Origin of the sequence: uncultured Idiomarina sp. (genome assembly GCF_964010655.1) — a bacterium.
GTDB lineage: Bacteria > Pseudomonadota > Gammaproteobacteria > Enterobacterales > Alteromonadaceae > Idiomarina > Idiomarina baltica.
Genome location: NZ_CAXGLS010000014.1, coordinates 12,898 through 27,583 on the forward strand (window position 1 = coordinate 12,898; position 14,686 = coordinate 27,583).

Genomic DNA, 14,686 nt, shown 5'->3' on the forward strand with positions numbered 1-14,686 from the left:
ACACAGAAAAATTGAGGAACGCAATGGTAACCATTCGTTTACAACGTGGTGGCGCTAAAAAACGCCCCTTCTACCAAATGGTAGTCGCAGACAGTCGCAACGCTCGCGACGGTCGTTTCATCGAGAACGTAGGCTTCTTTAACCCGGTAGCTCGTGGTCAAGAAGAGCGCCTTCGTGTTGACTTAGATCGTATCGAACACTGGGTATCTCAAGGTGCATCGCTTTCTGAGCGTGTTGCACGTTTGGTTAAAGACGCGCGCGCAGCGGCGTAATTAACTAGGCAGTAGGGAGCGAAGTAATGACGAAACAAACATCAGACGCATTAGTCGTCGGCCACATCGGTGCCGTCTACGGTGTCAAAGGATGGTTGAAAATTCAGTCATTTACAGAGAACCCTGAAGATATCTTTGATTATACCCCTTGGACTCTGCAGGGGAATGCAGCTCGCCAAACGACGGAAGAAGTCGTTAATGTGGTTCAGTGGCGTCGTCATAACAATGGGCTTATTGCTCAGTTAGAAGGCATCAACGACCGCGAATTAGCAGCGACAAAAACCGGTTTGAGCATTTGCATTAACGCAGAGAAATTGCCTGAGTTAGCTGATGACGAATTTTACTGGCGTGACCTTATCGGATTACGTGTGGTAAATAAGCAAGGCTACGATATGGGTGTAGTAGAGCAAATCATGCCGACCGCAGCCAATGATGTATTGGTCGTGACGGCAAACTCAAATGATGCGTTTGGAAAGTCTGAGCGACTGATTCCGTTTGTGCAAAGCCAGTATGTACTGGACGTGGACAACGAGAAGCAGCAAATTCAGGTGGACTGGCCCGCAGATTTTTGAGGCAAACAATGCACATTGGTGTCATTAGTTTGTTTCCAGATATGTTTTCGGCGATCACTGAACATGGTGTGACACGTCGGGCTATCAAGGAAGATTTGCTAACGGTTTCGGTATGGAACCCTCGCGATTTTACTCATGATAAACATCGCACGGTTGATGATCGCCCATACGGCGGTGGTCCCGGAATGTTAATGATGGTGAAACCTTTAGTCGATGCGATTAATGCAGCTAAAGCCGCGTTGGGTGAAGATACACCGGTTATCTACTTATCACCGCAAGGGCAAACACTTGATCATGGTGGCGTGACGCAATTAGCGCAAAATGATCGCATGATACTGATCGCTGGTCGTTATGAAGGCATTGATCAGCGTGTGATTGACCAATATGTCGATGCAGAATGGTCAATAGGTGATTACGTTCTCAGTGGCGGTGAGTTACCAGCAATGGTGCTTATCGATGCGGTGGCTCGAATGGTACCTGGTGTCCTCGGTCACCAAGATTCGGCAGCCGAAGATTCGTTCGCCAATGGGTTACTGGATTGCCCACATTACACGCGGCCCGAGACTTATAATGGTCAGCAGGTTCCGACTGTTCTTTTGAGCGGGAACCACGAAAAAATTCGACAGTGGCGCTTGCAACAAGCTCTGGGTAAAACCTGGTTGCAACGCAAAGAGTTAATTAATCGCCTAGCTCTGACTGACGAGCAGGAACAGTTGCTGAATGAGTTTATTCAACAACAAGAGTCCGAAGACTAACGTACAGTTTATCTAGGAAAGGAGATATACCATGGCAAAAGTAAGCCAGAACATCATTAAGGCTCTTGAAGAAGAGCAAATGAAGAAAGATTTACCGGCATTCGCTCCAGGCGATACGGTTAGTGTAAATGTAAAAGTAGTTGAGGGTAACCGTGAGCGTCTTCAGGCGTTTGAAGGCGTTGTTATCCGTGTTCGTAACCGTGGTTTGCACTCTGCATTCACCGTTCGTAAAGTATCTAGCGGTGAAGGCGTAGAGCGTACTTTCCAAACGCACAGCCCACTGGTCGACAGCATCACTGTTAAGCGTCGTGGTGCAGTACGTCGTGCGAAGCTTTACTATCTACGCGAGCGTTCGGGCAAGTCTGCACGTATCCGCGAGAAGCTGTAAGCAGCATTCGATGCAGAAAAAGCCCGGCAATTCAGTTGCCGGGCTTTTTTTTGTTTGTGCTAGACTGGTTCCATGCAAGCATCGATTCAAATACTAAAAGCAGCGTTAGAAGAACTGCTTAATAAACAGTCACGTTGGACCGAGTACGAGTTAATCCAAGCGCTCAAAGCCGAGCCTTACGTTATTTTTGACGGTCAAGCACTGTCAGATACTCAGGCACTATTCGAAACGCACTTTATTCTGTTTCATTGCCTGTATTTGATTCGCCAAGAATGGTTCGGACATACGGCTCTCGAGATTCACACGCTCGAAATACAAGCAAGGCCAAGCTCGACGAACTTAGATAAAGCCGGCGGCATGACTTCTTTGAAAGCAAACGATCCGCTAGCGGACTATTACTTAGATTGGTCCAACTTTACTGAAACAACACAACAGGATGTGGAACAACTATTAAATGATTTTTGGTCTCGTATGACTGGTTCGACGCCTAAGCGTCAAAGTATGGCACTTGATGAAGCCTGGCAACAGCTTGAGCTAGCGCCCACTTCGGATATGAGCGAAGTCAAACGCCAGTATCGCAAGCGGGTACATCAATGCCATCCCGATAAAGGGGGATCAGTGAGCGAGATGCAAGCAATACAGGTCGCATACCAGCGTATTATAAAGTCGTAGCCGGGGAAGTGAGAAACGCGCATGAATAACGATGCTAAGCAGCAACTAGAACAATTGCGTCAAGCGATTGATAACACCGACTCCCAATTGATTGAGTTAATCAAGCAACGCTCTGAGTTAACTAAACAAGTGGGTGATGTGAAACGGCACCTTCAAGCACCGCTCTATGTTCCTGAACGTGAACAGCAGATGATTTCTGCGCGGCGTCAGCAAGCTGAGCAGATGGAACTCAGCCCCGATCTAATCGAGGATGTATTGCGCCGTATTATTCGTGAGTCCTATCGTACACAAACCGCGCAAGCGACACCTACCTCGTCTGATTTGGAACGACGAGTCGTTATTGTCGGTGGACGTGGTCGTCTAGGCACGCTGTTTTGTCGTTTGTTTAAACAAACCGGTTACACGGTCAAAGTGATTGATAAAGGTGATGCATTGAGTGATATTACCGAGCATCACCCCCAACTGGTTGTTATCGCTGTGCCGGTTAATATCACAGCACAGGTTATCAGCGAACTTCCTAAGTTACCCGATGACTGTGTCTTAGCTGATTTAACCAGTATTAAGCATCAACCTCTGCAGCAGATGTTAGCGCAACATGAAGGTCCTGTCGTAGGACTGCATCCGATGTTTGGTCCCTCAGTACCTAACCTCGCTAAACAGCTTGTGGTTGCATGTGAGGGACGTAAAGCGGAAGCGTACCAGTGGCTTATCGCGCAATTCACTAATTGGGGTGCACATGTAGAGTGGGTTGACTCTCAGGCACATGATTCGAGTATGGGCTGGATTCAAGTGATGCGGCATTTGAGCACCTTTGTGTACGGTGCACATATGGCCGAAGAACAGGCGGACATAGCGCAGCTTTTACAATTAAGTTCGCCGATTTATCGGATGGAATTAATGATGGTTGGACGTCTCTTTGCCCAAAATGCCGATTTGTATGCTGATATCATTCAGTCCCATCCTGAACAATTCGATGTTATCAAACGTTATTTAGCGCGTTTTCAACATACTTTGGATGTGTTAGAGCGGGGTGACAAAGCGAACTTCGTCGAAACATTTCAACAAGTGAATGGGTATTTTGGCGAGTTTGCAGAACAGTTTCTGCAAGAAAGTGAAGCGCTCGTCCAGTTATCGGATGACCAGCGCTTTAGAGGGGCGGCTACCGGCTAACTTGATATTGACTCATCAGTTCGGCAAGTGCGTCTGGAGAAGCAGGTTTATGCAGTGTTGCGTCCATTCCTGCATCTCGGCAGGCTTCCATTTCAGTCGCACTTTGATGACTGGTGATGGCAATAATCGGTGTTTCGGTGTAGTGAGGTTCTGCGCGTAGACGTCGCGCGACTTCATCGCCATTCATGTCCGGCATTTCGTAGTCGATAAAGAAAATATCAATCGTGTTTTGTTGCGCCACTTGCAAAGCCTGAGCACCATTCTCGGCGTGATATAGTGTTCCCGCATACTGTGCCAGCATCGCCTTTAATACTTCCGTGCTGATAAAGTCATCATCAGCAATTAAGATATTCATGATATACGTCCTTATGATACTACCGTTCTTGAGCATTTCGTTTTACCCTAGCACTGAACGTAAGATTTGCCTAGTCAGGAGATAATCTGTGAACGAGAAGTTTCAGCGCATAAAAATCTGGGATAGTTTCATCCGTATTTATCATTGGTTAATGGTCGCGGCCGTTGCTGGGCTGTGGTGGACCGGTGAAGAAGGACGAATGGATCTGCATCAGGATATTGCGATTGCCCTTGCAGCTCTATTAATCACCCGTGTTGGTTGGGGTTTTTTCGGTAGTGAAAACGTTCGTTTTAGCGCGTTTGTCACCTCACCCAAACGGGTTCTGAGTCATTTAGGTGCGCTATTTAGCAAACGCTATGAGTCAGGCAATACACATAGCCCAGCAGGCGCTTATTCGGTTTTACTATTGTTGCTGATATTGATGATTCAAATAGGCACCGGACTTTTTGCGACTGATGGAATACTGTTTTCCGGTCCACTCAATGACTGGGTATCGCCTGATGTAGCGGACTTTTTGACCGACTGGCATAAAACGCAATTTAACGTCATTTTGGGGTTGGTAGCATTACATATTTTGGCGATTTTACTTTATCGCATACTCGGCTACCGGCTGCTGGCAGCCATGATTACCGGGTATCGATACACGGCTAGTCAAGTGCCGAGACTAAAATCGGGTTGGCAAGGCTTGGTAATCGCGCTTGCGGTTTGGTTTATATTGGTGATGCTGCTTTAACAGCATCACCCGCAACAACTTAATCTTTATATTGGTCGTGGCAACCTTTACAGTTTTTCGCCGCGGCCATAAATGCAGGCTTAATCTCATCCATCGAGCCCGAAGCGGCTGCGTCAACGAGGCTATCCGCATCTGTGATGAGTTGATTTGCGCGCGACTCAAAATCTTCCCAATTGTCCCAAATAGCCGGTAATGCATCGGTATCGTCACCAGGCATTGCGCCTTCAACAGCAAAACCATCCCATGGGATATGAGTCAGGCGAGCGAAGTCGCTAGCGCGGTTGCTAAACACTGCGGCATCGTATTGCTCTTCACCCTTCACCATCGCGGCCATTGCGGCAAAGTTATCTCGCATAATGGACAATGCACTTTGACGGTATTTCACCGCTGACTCAGCATCGTTGAATGCATGTTTGTCCGCATGTGCGAAAGTCGACACGCCTAAACACATGACACCAGCCAATACAGCTGAAACTGTTGTATTTTTCATTTTTATATCCTCTGCGCTAGATTATTTAACGATAATATTGCACATTCTATCTGTTATGTCTTGTTACGTATGTTACATACGCTTTAATTTACAATTTTGTCTAACTCTTTACATGAAAATAATAACTACTGGGGAACAACCATGAATGCGAAGCACCAGCTGAGCGCGTTGGCTTTGGCGGTTACGAGCGTTTTCGCAACGTCCGTGAGTGCCGATCAAACGACACGCGTCAATGGCATGCGCGACAATACACCATCGCTCGTTGCTATTCAGAATGCCACCATTACCACGGAGCCTGGGCAATCTATTGTTAATGCGACCTTAGTGATCAATAACGGTAAGATCGTTTCTGTCGCTAAGAACGGTAAAGTACCAGCAGGCGCAAAAGTGATTGATGGTACGGGATATCATATCTATCCAGGCTTCATCGATGCTTACACCGATTATGGTGTTGAGCAAGCGTCTCAACCAGATTGGTCTGAAACGCCCATTTACAACAACCACCGTGAAGGTGGCAACGCAGCCAACGACGCCATCCACGCGCAGCAGCACTGGTACACAACGTTCGAAAACACGCCCGATGCGGCTAAAAAATGGATAGCTAGCGGCTTCACTAGCGTTCAAACAGCACGTTTAGATGGTATTTTGCAAGGTTACGGAGCCACCGTTTCGTTAGCTGACAAAATTGCGAATGAGACGATCTACCAACCCTCGACGCGTCAATTTGGCTCGTTCGATAAGGGAACGTCGCAACAACAATATCCCACTTCGTTAATGGGGAGTATTGCGCTCATACGACAAACGCTATCAGACGCACAGTGGTACGAAAAAGCCTACGGTAAGGAAGCATATAACGGACCGGTCGAATTTAATGCGGCACTTGATGCATTAAAGGACATTGAGCAAACCGGTATCGTTTTCAAAATAGAAGATGAAAAATCGCTATTACGCGCTGATAAAGTATTTGATCAATTTAATGTGCCTGCGATCTACCTAGCCTCAGGCTACGAATACGCGCGTTTAGAACAAGTGAAAGCAACGGATGCTGATCTAATTGTGCCGGTCAACTTCCCCGCAGCCCCAGACGTCTCAGGCGTAGATGCTTACCTTGATGTTGATCTTGCGAAACTCCGCCACTGGGAACGCGCACCTGCTAACCCCGGTATGCTCGCCAACGCAGGCGTTGACTTTGCATTAACGCTGTACGGTTTAGATAAAGCCGATCAATTTTGGCCTAATGTAAAGAAAGCCATGGAAAACGGCTTAACCGAACGCCAAGCCTTAGCCGCACTGACTACCATCCCTGCCAAAATCGCGGGAATCGAAGATAAAGCAGGTAAGCTGCAACAAGGCTACATGGCCGACTTTGTTATGGCTAAAGGTGATTTGTTCAAAGACGGCGTGATCCAGTCGGTTTGGACACAAGGTCAAGAAATTGATTTGATTCCTCGTGAACAAGTGGATTTTGCGGGTGAATATACGACTGACTGGTCGGGTAATTCTTTAACGCTCAACGTGACGGCACAACCAAGCTTCTCGGGCGACGTTAAGTTAGGCGATCAGAGTAGTCAGTTACGTCATCTTGATTCCGGCATTGATCAACTATCTTTTGTGGCTGATCTGGATGTCGCTGGTGAGTCAGGTACGTGGCGCTTTAAGTTGATGCAGACAGCGCAGAATGCAGCTGAGTTAGTGGCTGTGGCGCCAAGCGGTAGCGAACAACGGTTAGCGTTGAACTATCAAGCAACGAACAAAGATGAACAGGCCGCAGAACAAGCAGAGCCGACGTTCGTCAGCGAATTAACGTTCCCGAACGTTGCCTATGGGCAAAAAGGCCTACCAGAGCGTGAAGATGTATTAATTAAAAATGCAACTGTCTGGACCGCAACCGATCAAGGCATATTAGAAAATACCGATGTGTTGGTTCGTGACGGCAACTTTGCTGCAATCGGCAAAAACCTCAGCACGCCAAGTGGTGTTCGTGAAATCGATGGCACCGGTATGCATCTAACCCCGGGTATCATTGACGAACATTCGCACATTGCCATCGACCAAGGGGTGAACGAAGGTTCAGAAGCAGTGACTTCAGAAGTACGCATTGGTGATGTGATAAATTCTGATGATATTCATATTTATCGTTCGCTTGCTGGTGGTACCACGATGGCACAGCTACTACACGGCTCTGCTAACCCGATTGGTGGTCAAGCGCAAGTCATTAAATTGCGTTGGGGCGCCACAGGTGATGTGATGAAGTTTGACGCAGCACCCGCCTCTATCAAGTTCGCTTTGGGTGAAAACGTGAAGCAGAGCAACTGGGGCGATGATATGACGATTCGTTATCCGCAAACACGGATGGGCGTTGAAACTATCATTCGCGATGGCTTCCAAGCCGCACTGGAATACCAAGAGCGTAAACGTGAATACGATCGCTTGAGTGCTGCGGAGAAACGTAAAGCCGCACCGCCACGTCCTGATTACCGTTTAGATGCACTGATTGAAATCATGAATTCTGAGCGTTTTGTTCACGCGCATTCCTACGTGGCATCGGAGATTTTGATGCTGATGCAGGTCGCCGAGGACTTTGGCTTTACCTTAGATACCTTCACCCATATTCTCGAAGGCTACAAGGTGGCTGATGAGATGGCCGCGCACGGGGCGTCAGGTTCGACCTTTGCCGACTGGTGGGCATACAAGTTTGAGGTCTATGATGCGATTCCACAAAACGCCTGCTTAATGCATGATCGCGGTGTACTCACTAGCATTAACTCGGATAGTGAAGATCTGCAACGTCGCTTGAATACCGAGGCGGCCAAGTCGGTGCGTTATTGCGGGATGGAACCGCACGAAGCGCTGAAAATGATCACCATTAATCCAGCGAAGCAGCTCAAGGTCGATCAGTACGTAGGCAGTATCGAGAAAGGTAAAGACGCGGACTTTGTGCTTTGGAACCACTATCCATTGAGCAGCTACGCGCAGGCGCAACAGACTTGGATTAACGGTCGTAAGTTCTTTGACCGTGAACTTGATAAACAACGTCAAGCCCAAGTGAAACAAGAGAAGCAAGCGCTTATTCAAAAAGTTCTTGCAGCGGGCGATGCCGCGAAGCAAGGCGAACAAGACGCGTATAAAAAAGAGCAACCCGAGTGGCACTGCGAAACTCAGCATGACTTTTGGCTCGATCATTTCGCTGCCAAGTCGCATAGCCATGGAGGACATTAATCATGAAATTACTTAATAAAGCACTGACCGCGGCTTTGCTTAGCGCATGCGCAGTGACGCAATCGGTAGCGCACGACGAGGTGCCAGGTAAGAAACAAGCACAGCCCATCGTGTTGCAGAACGGTACTTTACACACGGTGACTAAAGGCGTTTTAAGTCAAACCGACTTATTGTTTGCTGATGGTAAGATCGTCGCAATAGGTCAAGATCTGGCGGTACCCGCCGACGCGCAAGCAATCGATATCAGCGGGCAACATGTGTATCCGGGTGTAATTGCCATGGACACGACGTTAGGTTTGAACGAGATCGAGGCGGTGAGGGCCACTCGTGATGCTGATGAAGTCGGTGATGTAACACCGGAAGTGGCGGGGCACATTGCCTTTAACGCTGACTCCGAAGTGATCCCGACGGTTCGCTACAATGGAGTGGCGTATGCGCAAGTGGTGCCAGAAGGCGGTATGGTGAGTGGGCAATCATCTCTCATGCAGCTCGATGGTTGGAACTGGCAAGATGCGTTAGTCGCGGCAGAAGAGGGCGTACACATTAATTGGCCACGTACTTATGTGGTAGATACATGGTGGGAGCGCCGCTCAGCAGAAGAGCAACGTAAAGCCAATGCTGAAGCCTTGCAAAAGCTTAAGCAAGTATTTGCTGACGCTAAAGCCTATTATGATGCCAAACGTGCAGGTCGCGATATTCCCGAGGACCAGCGTTGGGAAGCGATGATTGGCTTGTTTGACGACAGCAAGCGTTTATATGTGCACGCACAAGATAAGCGTCAGCTTGAGCAAGCTATTGAAGTCAGCCAAAGCTATGGTTTTGATCTCGTCCTAGTGGGGGCTTACGATGCGTGGCGCATCGCGGACAAACTGGCTGAATTGCAAATCCCGGTTGTTTTCGGCTCACCGTTTGGTTTGCCGATGCGTGAAGATGATGGCTACGACCAAGCATTTTCTACCCCCGCTCGTCTTGCCGAAGCTGGGGTGAACTTTGCGATTGCGTATCCAGGTTACTGGGATGTTCGTAATTTACCGTTTGCGGCCGGTAATGCGGTTGCCTATGGCTTAGATGCACAGCAAGCGCTTAAAGCGATTACACTTAAGCCTGCTGAGTTTATGGGCGTTGCCGATAAGCTGGGTTCACTCGAAGAAGGTAAGCAGGCGTCGATTGTTGTTTCGAAAGGGGATTTACTTGATCCGATGGGACAATCGTTGACGCACATGTTTATCAATGGCCGTGCGGTGAGCTTAGAAAGTCGTCACACTGAACTGTATAACAAGTATCAGCAAAAGCCGGCTCGTAGCGAATAATCCTTGAATATTATTCGATATAAAAAGCCACTTTCCGAAGTGGCTTTTTTATTGATCTAATAAATTGATTAACAGCTTTTTAAGCGTTGCGGGTTCAAAGGGTTTATCTGTTAGCGCATCGACACCGCTTTGCTTGATATTGGTTACTTGCAGCTCGTTAGCTTGCGCAGTCACCATCAGTATAGGGGTGTGTGCATGAGACGGGTCTTGGCGAACGTGTTGAGCAAATTCGCTTCCACTCATTTCGGGCATATTAAAATCGGTAACTATTAAATCAAACGACTGTTGATTGAGAATTTCAATAGCAGTGACGCCGTTGTTTGATTCTACAATATGTTCAACGCCCATATTTTCAAAAACACGGCGTAACGCGTGTAGAGAAGTCATGCTGTCATCGACAAGTAAAACACGAAGGTCTTCTACGTCAAATAAATTGAGCTCAACGGATTCTGGTTCTATTAAATCAACAGTAGCGCGAATTGCGCGTTGCAGTTGTTGGCTGCTAAATGGTTTAGGTAAAATAGCAACGATACCTGCTTGCTTGAATTGCTCTAACTGATCGGGGCGGTGTTCACTTGAAACCAACATGAAATGAACCGTATCTTCTAAGTTCGATGCGTGAATAAAATCAATTAGCTGATGTGCTGTACCATCTTCAAAGTACATGGCACTGGTGACAATATCAGGCTGCCATTCACGAATTAACGTTTTTGCTTCTGCGATGGTTGACGCCCCTCGAGTTTCCGTTAATTGAGCTTGCATTAAGTGCTGACCGATAACTTTTCTCTGGACATCTGATGGTTCGACTAGAAGGATGCGAAGTTCGTTAATTGAAAGAGACATACTTATTTATTATTAAGATTTTTAAAAAGAGTATTTGATTTAGTCGGCAAACTCAATTAAAAAACGTTATGCTAGGAGCAATAATAATTAAAAAGGGGAAGTTATGAGCGTCACTCGTGAGTTTTCAGCGGACCAAAAGCAGTTGATTATCACTATAAAGGGTAAATTCGACTTTGGTTTGGTGCAAGAGTTTAGACAGGCCTATAGTCATATTGGCGACAGCGAGCCTTTGGTTATTATTGATTTGCGAGAAACGGAGTACTTGGATAGCTCTGCACTAGGTATGCTCCTGAATATGAGAAAGTCGCTTGGTTCGACGGTCAAAGGAATACACCTAATCAATGCTCGGCCAGAAGTAAAACGCATTTTAGATATTTCACGTTTCGAGAAAATGTTTACGATTGCGTAATGAAGATCCTTGTTGTCGACGACCAAAAGGCGAACCAAATCATGTTAACGGGGTTGTTGACGTCGTTCGGACATGAAGTGGTATGTGCTAGCAATGGTCGTGAGGCGTTAGGCTTATTTGAGCAGGTTCAGCCTCAACTTATATTGCTTGACGTGATGATGCCAGAGATGGACGGCTTTGAAACAGCCCCGAGGCTCAAAGCCATGTCTGGTAACGTGCACTTGCCGATCATTTTTCTCACCGCTCTAGATTCCCAAGATACACTTTTAGAATGCCTAAAAGTGGGCGGTGATGACTTTTTAAGTATCCCGTTTGAGCCTGTAGTGCTTCAAGCTAAAGTGAATGCCCATGCACGGGTGCGAGAGCTAAGTTATTCCATTGTTGAGAAGAACCGCGCGTTAGCATGGCACACAGCGCGTATGGAGCGCGAGCAAAATGTGGTACAACACATGCTTGAAAACGCACTGGCGGATAATCAACTCAACTATTCGTTCGTTAAAAGTTATCTGCGTGCCACCAGTGATTTTAACGGCGATGTGTGTTTAGGACGTAAGGGTCCGTTTGGAAACTATTATATCTTCTTGGGCGACTTTACTGGCCATGGTTTAGCGCCGGCCACCGGCGCGTTACCCGTTGCTCAGGCATTTTTTAGCATGGCTGAACGTGGCCTATCGGTTGGCGATATGGCGACCGAATTTAATAATCGACTCTACAAAGTGTTGCCGGACGATATGTTTTGTGCAGCTATAGTGGTAGAAATGTCGGCAAATGGTGACCGAATAAGTTGCTGGAATGGTGGCATGCCGGACGCACTTCTTCTTGATGCGCAAGGGCGCTTGGCGCATCGTATTAAACCCCAGCATATGGCACTGGGTATCCTTTCTCGCAGCGAGTTTAATAGTCAGTTAGAACATTATTTCCTAAGCCCCGGTCAGCGATTGGTCATGTTCAGTGATGGTGTAGTGGAGGCCTGCAATCACAAGAATCAAATGATAGGTGAAGAGCGATTTGCGAACTGGGTTACCGAAATGCTGGATAGCGACTGCTCGGAAGTTCAATTTAATGCCATCGTGCAACGTATAGACGACTTCACAGGCAACGCATCACTGAACGATGACTTATCTTTGGTCTGTCTCCAATGTCAGCCAACGGGTCTAGAGCCTCAAGCAAGATCAATAAAGGGGTACCACCTGCCGTTTTCTCTTCGCGTCACGCTGACCGAGTACGATGTCCGTGATCGCGACCCCATGCAAAGTATGGTGGATTCGCTCGCTAAACTCGATGCTTTACAGCCTCATAAAACATCGCTTTACTTATTGTTTGCTGAAAGCTTCAACAATTTACTGGAACACTCAGTCTTAGGGATGCAGTCTGAGTTAAAACACGAAGAAGGCTTTGAGAGATACTACGAAGAGCGGCAGTCACGTATTGAGCAGTTACAGGGGCTAGAAATTTATTTTGACATCAATTATGAGCCCAACTTAAATAGGCTTGCCTTTACGTTGTCGTCAAACAGCGAACATCGTTTTGATGGTCGCTGTGATAGGTCGACAACGATTGAAAACGATGACACTTATGGTCGCGGGATTAACCTTATTAATCAAGTCGCCGACAAAGTTGAGTGGCGTGACGGCGGCACGCTGCTTTACGTTAGCTACTCGCTCAGCCGCCCGCTTGTTTAACACGGTAACCTTGTTTAGTCAGCCATTTTTCAATGATATCACGCTGGTCACCCTGAAGCTCAATAACGTACTCTTTCACTGAGCCACCAACGCCACACTGTTGCTTTAGCTTTTTTGCCATTTGTTTGAGTTCATTCTGCGGTAAAGCTAAACCCGTCACCAGTGTGACACCCTTGCCCTTACGTCCTTTGGTTTCGCGTCGCAAACGCACAATTCCATCACCTTCGGGCACTTCTTCTGCTTCTGGCTCCGGACTAATGCGGCCTTGATCGGTGCTATAAACCATTTGTGACAATTGGTCTTTCCAATCTGACATACTGAATTACCACTTTTTCTTGGGTTGAAATAATTCCTCGAGCTCGTCGCTTTTTCGTTTGCGAGCATCATTTTTATTGGTGACGCGCAACTCGTTGGTGATTTGTTCTAGTGACGCCTCAATTTGCTGGTGGCGGTGCTCAGTGTACTCATCGCTGTAAGTATGCTCATCTATGGTGCGTAGTGCCTTCTCGTAATATTGCCGTGCGGAACCGAGCATACTGCTATTATAAGCATTCTCACCACGCTTGATTAGCGTCTCGACACTGATTTTTAATTGCAGCTTTTGTAGGCGCTGATCCTCAATATTATACACTTGTGTGTCAACACGGCCTTTTGCGTGTTCACTGCGTAATGCGCTTCTTAGGCGCTTAAGCGCATTGATCATGGCAATAATTTGCTTGTCATTGTGCGGCAATTCAAAATCATCAGAGATGACCGATGTGTCATTAACATCAAGACCCTGTATGCGGTTTTCGTATTCGTGGATACGGTCTTTCAAAGCATCGGACGGCATGACTTCGTTCATGTTGACGAGTAAATCTTTGGCGCGCGAATTCAATAGCGCATAGACGGAACGCCCAACCGGGAAATAACCCGTGATGTTGATGAGATCTTCAACCTGATCAAGTATTGCGCGAAACTTGGCATAACGCTGTCTGCGTTCTAAATTTTGTTTTTGTCGATACTGCTGTACAGCACTGATCATAATGGCCATCAGTACGAGTAGAATGATCAACGATATTATTATTGTGTAAACCATAATTTGAGTCTGTCGCTACCATTTAATACTGCTAGGGCAGGTGTAAGGTAAAACGGCTGCCGCCTAACGAGCTAGAGTTTTCTAGTTTAATATATCCTTGCTGTCCTTTGTACTCGTGTGCCTGGGCGATAAGCCTAGCGAAATAGAGTCCGAGTCCTGTGCGACTTCCTTCCATGTCTAAATAACGTGCCGATAGTTCGTTCAGTACTAGCAAAGATTCCGGGTATCCCGGACCATTGTCCTCTATCGTAATAGAACAGCCACGTTCTGCAACACGCTGCGCCTTTATAATAAGCTTATCGGCGGTGTAGCGCATAGCATTAATGACAACATCATTCAGAACCTGCGTAATCAAGCTTCGATCGCCATAAAAGTAAATATCCTCAGGTAATTTAACGTCGACCTCGATTGCTTTGTGTTGGCTATAAAAACGATTATTCATGACCAGTTCTTCAATAATTTCGTCTACGTAGACTTGTTCGCTTTCGATATGCCAAGCATCTTGCTGACGATACAAAGCCAGTAAGTGAACGAGATTGGTATTGATGCGTTGTGCCTCGTAATGCATATGCGCCAATTCGTTCTGTGTCGCTGCATCGTTCACCTTGTAGGAGATATCTTGCAGTTGTTGTACAAGTAGTCCTAATGAGTTTTTCATGTCATGCACGGAAACGGCTAGCAGCGTGGAAAAATCAATGGACGGTTTAGACATGTTAGCCTCTATCGATTATTGCAGAA

At 46.9% G+C, this 14,686-nt stretch carries 17 protein-coding genes; 11 read left to right on the plus strand and 6 right to left on the minus strand.

From position 1 onward, the window contains the following. Positions 1-23 precede the first annotated feature (23 nt). The 6 genes from rpsP (at position 24) to tyrA (ending at position 3,829) form a co-directional block, all read left to right on the plus strand. A complete protein-coding gene (gene rpsP, locus ABNS04_RS05375) occupies positions 24-272 on the plus strand; it encodes a 30S ribosomal protein S16 (RefSeq protein WP_006956612.1) in 249 nt (82 codons plus the stop codon). Between the two features lie 26 nt (positions 273-298). Further along, positions 299-844: a ribosome maturation factor RimM gene (rimM, locus tag ABNS04_RS05380; RefSeq protein WP_272977659.1), complete on the plus strand. Its 546-nt coding sequence runs from the start codon at positions 299-301 to the stop codon at positions 842-844. Positions 845-852: 8 nt separating this feature from the next. Continuing rightward, entirely contained in the window at positions 853-1,599 is a 747-nt protein-coding gene (trmD, locus tag ABNS04_RS05385; RefSeq protein ID WP_272977658.1) for a tRNA (guanosine(37)-N1)-methyltransferase TrmD, read from the plus strand. 31 nt (positions 1,600-1,630) lie between these two features. Beyond that, the gene (gene rplS / locus ABNS04_RS05390; RefSeq protein ID WP_006956616.1) at positions 1,631-1,987 is read left to right on the plus strand and encodes a 50S ribosomal protein L19; all 357 of its coding nucleotides are present in this window, start codon (positions 1,631-1,633) and stop codon (positions 1,985-1,987) included. A gap of 72 nt (positions 1,988-2,059) precedes the next feature. Continuing rightward, the gene (locus ABNS04_RS05395) at positions 2,060-2,659 is read left to right on the plus strand and encodes a DNA-J related domain-containing protein (protein ID WP_006956617.1); all 600 of its coding nucleotides are present in this window, start codon (positions 2,060-2,062) and stop codon (positions 2,657-2,659) included. Between the two features lie 21 nt (positions 2,660-2,680). Continuing rightward, a complete protein-coding gene (tyrA, locus tag ABNS04_RS05400; RefSeq protein WP_006956618.1) occupies positions 2,681-3,829 on the plus strand; it encodes a bifunctional chorismate mutase/prephenate dehydrogenase in 1,149 nt (382 codons plus the stop codon). Here the strand turns inward: tyrA and ABNS04_RS05405 are convergent. After that, positions 3,819-4,184, minus strand: coding sequence for a response regulator (locus ABNS04_RS05405; RefSeq protein WP_006956619.1), 366 nt, complete (start codon positions 4,182-4,184; stop codon positions 3,819-3,821). The genes tyrA and ABNS04_RS05405 overlap by 11 nt on opposite strands. An 88-nt stretch (positions 4,185-4,272) precedes the next feature. On the opposite strand from ABNS04_RS05405, the gene ABNS04_RS05410 reads away from it, so the two are divergent. Beyond that, positions 4,273-4,917 (plus strand): cytochrome b/b6 domain-containing protein, encoded by a 645-nt coding sequence (locus tag ABNS04_RS05410; RefSeq protein ID WP_006956620.1) that lies wholly within the window; start codon positions 4,273-4,275, stop codon positions 4,915-4,917. A gap of 19 nt (positions 4,918-4,936) precedes the next feature. Here the strand turns inward: ABNS04_RS05410 and ABNS04_RS05415 are convergent, their stop codons facing one another. After that, positions 4,937-5,407, minus strand: a complete 471-nt coding sequence (locus tag ABNS04_RS05415; protein ID WP_006956621.1) for a cytochrome c — start codon at positions 5,405-5,407, stop codon at positions 4,937-4,939. Between the two features lie 141 nt (positions 5,408-5,548). On the opposite strand from ABNS04_RS05415, the gene ABNS04_RS05420 reads away from it, so the two are divergent. Together ABNS04_RS05420 and ABNS04_RS05425 are read left to right on the plus strand one after the other, a co-directional pair. Next, positions 5,549-8,626, plus strand: coding sequence for an amidohydrolase family protein (locus tag ABNS04_RS05420; protein WP_287830302.1), 3,078 nt, complete (start codon positions 5,549-5,551; stop codon positions 8,624-8,626). A gap of 2 nt (positions 8,627-8,628) precedes the next feature. Then, positions 8,629-9,936, plus strand: a complete 1,308-nt coding sequence (locus ABNS04_RS05425) for an amidohydrolase family protein (protein WP_348671216.1) — start codon at positions 8,629-8,631, stop codon at positions 9,934-9,936. A gap of 48 nt (positions 9,937-9,984) precedes the next feature. On the opposite strand, the gene ABNS04_RS05430 is transcribed toward ABNS04_RS05425, so the two are convergent. Then, positions 9,985-10,779: a response regulator gene (locus tag ABNS04_RS05430; RefSeq protein ID WP_006956637.1), complete on the minus strand. Its 795-nt coding sequence runs from the start codon at positions 10,777-10,779 to the stop codon at positions 9,985-9,987. A gap of 103 nt (positions 10,780-10,882) precedes the next feature. Here ABNS04_RS05430 and ABNS04_RS05435 point away from each other — a divergent pair, with 103 nt between their 5' ends. Together ABNS04_RS05435 and ABNS04_RS05440 are read left to right on the plus strand one after the other, a co-directional pair. Next, the gene (locus tag ABNS04_RS05435) at positions 10,883-11,188 is read left to right on the plus strand and encodes an STAS domain-containing protein (protein WP_006956639.1); all 306 of its coding nucleotides are present in this window, start codon (positions 10,883-10,885) and stop codon (positions 11,186-11,188) included. Then, positions 11,188-12,870 (plus strand): fused response regulator/phosphatase, encoded by a 1,683-nt coding sequence (locus tag ABNS04_RS05440; protein ID WP_006956641.1) that lies wholly within the window; start codon positions 11,188-11,190, stop codon positions 12,868-12,870. Before ABNS04_RS05435 ends, ABNS04_RS05440 begins: the two co-directional genes overlap by 1 nt. On the opposite strand, the gene yciH is transcribed toward ABNS04_RS05440, so the two are convergent. Genes yciH through ABNS04_RS05455 form a run of 3 tightly spaced genes read right to left on the minus strand, consistent with a single transcriptional unit; the run spans position 12,851 to position 14,660 of the window. Next, positions 12,851-13,186 carry a stress response translation initiation inhibitor YciH gene (gene yciH / locus ABNS04_RS05445; RefSeq protein ID WP_006956643.1) on the minus strand — a complete coding sequence of 112 codons (336 nt, stop codon included), beginning with the start codon at positions 13,184-13,186 and terminating at the stop codon, positions 12,851-12,853. The two genes, ABNS04_RS05440 and yciH, sit on opposite strands and share 20 nt — an antisense overlap. Before the next feature lie 6 nt (positions 13,187-13,192). Next, positions 13,193-13,948, minus strand: coding sequence for a hypothetical protein (locus ABNS04_RS05450; protein ID WP_040488138.1), 756 nt, complete (start codon positions 13,946-13,948; stop codon positions 13,193-13,195). A 31-nt stretch (positions 13,949-13,979) separates the two neighbouring features. Beyond that, entirely contained in the window at positions 13,980-14,660 is a 681-nt protein-coding gene (locus ABNS04_RS05455) for a HAMP domain-containing sensor histidine kinase (RefSeq protein ID WP_006956651.1), read from the minus strand. Positions 14,661-14,686 lie beyond the last annotated feature (26 nt).

What these genes read in the sequence shown, in the direction of transcription:
- rimM (WP_272977659.1), top strand. Translation starts at nt 299, where the DNA reads ATGACGAAACAAACATCAGACGCATTAGTCGTCGGCCACATCGGTGCC.
- rpsP (WP_006956612.1), top strand. Translation starts at nt 24, where the DNA reads ATGGTAACCATTCGTTTACAACGTGGTGGCGCTAAAAAACGCCCCTTC.
- tyrA (WP_006956618.1), top strand. Translation starts at nt 2,681, where the DNA reads ATGAATAACGATGCTAAGCAGCAACTAGAACAATTGCGTCAAGCGATT.
- ABNS04_RS05435 (WP_006956639.1), top strand. Translation starts at nt 10,883, where the DNA reads ATGAGCGTCACTCGTGAGTTTTCAGCGGACCAAAAGCAGTTGATTATC.
- ABNS04_RS05450 (WP_040488138.1), bottom strand. Translation starts at nt 13,948, where the DNA reads ATGGTTTACACAATAATAATATCGTTGATCATTCTACTCGTACTGATG.
- ABNS04_RS05440 (WP_006956641.1), top strand. Translation starts at nt 11,188, where the DNA reads ATGAAGATCCTTGTTGTCGACGACCAAAAGGCGAACCAAATCATGTTA.
- rplS (WP_006956616.1), top strand. Translation starts at nt 1,631, where the DNA reads ATGGCAAAAGTAAGCCAGAACATCATTAAGGCTCTTGAAGAAGAGCAA.
- trmD (WP_272977658.1), top strand. Translation starts at nt 853, where the DNA reads ATGCACATTGGTGTCATTAGTTTGTTTCCAGATATGTTTTCGGCGATC.
- ABNS04_RS05405 (WP_006956619.1), bottom strand. Translation starts at nt 4,184, where the DNA reads ATGAATATCTTAATTGCTGATGATGACTTTATCAGCACGGAAGTATTA.
- ABNS04_RS05395 (WP_006956617.1), top strand. Translation starts at nt 2,060, where the DNA reads ATGCAAGCATCGATTCAAATACTAAAAGCAGCGTTAGAAGAACTGCTT.
- ABNS04_RS05455 (WP_006956651.1), bottom strand. Translation starts at nt 14,660, where the DNA reads ATGTCTAAACCGTCCATTGATTTTTCCACGCTGCTAGCCGTTTCCGTG.
- ABNS04_RS05420 (WP_287830302.1), top strand. Translation starts at nt 5,549, where the DNA reads ATGAATGCGAAGCACCAGCTGAGCGCGTTGGCTTTGGCGGTTACGAGC.
- ABNS04_RS05415 (WP_006956621.1), bottom strand. Translation starts at nt 5,407, where the DNA reads ATGAAAAATACAACAGTTTCAGCTGTATTGGCTGGTGTCATGTGTTTA.
- yciH (WP_006956643.1), bottom strand. Translation starts at nt 13,186, where the DNA reads ATGTCAGATTGGAAAGACCAATTGTCACAAATGGTTTATAGCACCGAT.
- ABNS04_RS05425 (WP_348671216.1), top strand. Translation starts at nt 8,629, where the DNA reads ATGAAATTACTTAATAAAGCACTGACCGCGGCTTTGCTTAGCGCATGC.
- ABNS04_RS05430 (WP_006956637.1), bottom strand. Translation starts at nt 10,779, where the DNA reads ATGTCTCTTTCAATTAACGAACTTCGCATCCTTCTAGTCGAACCATCA.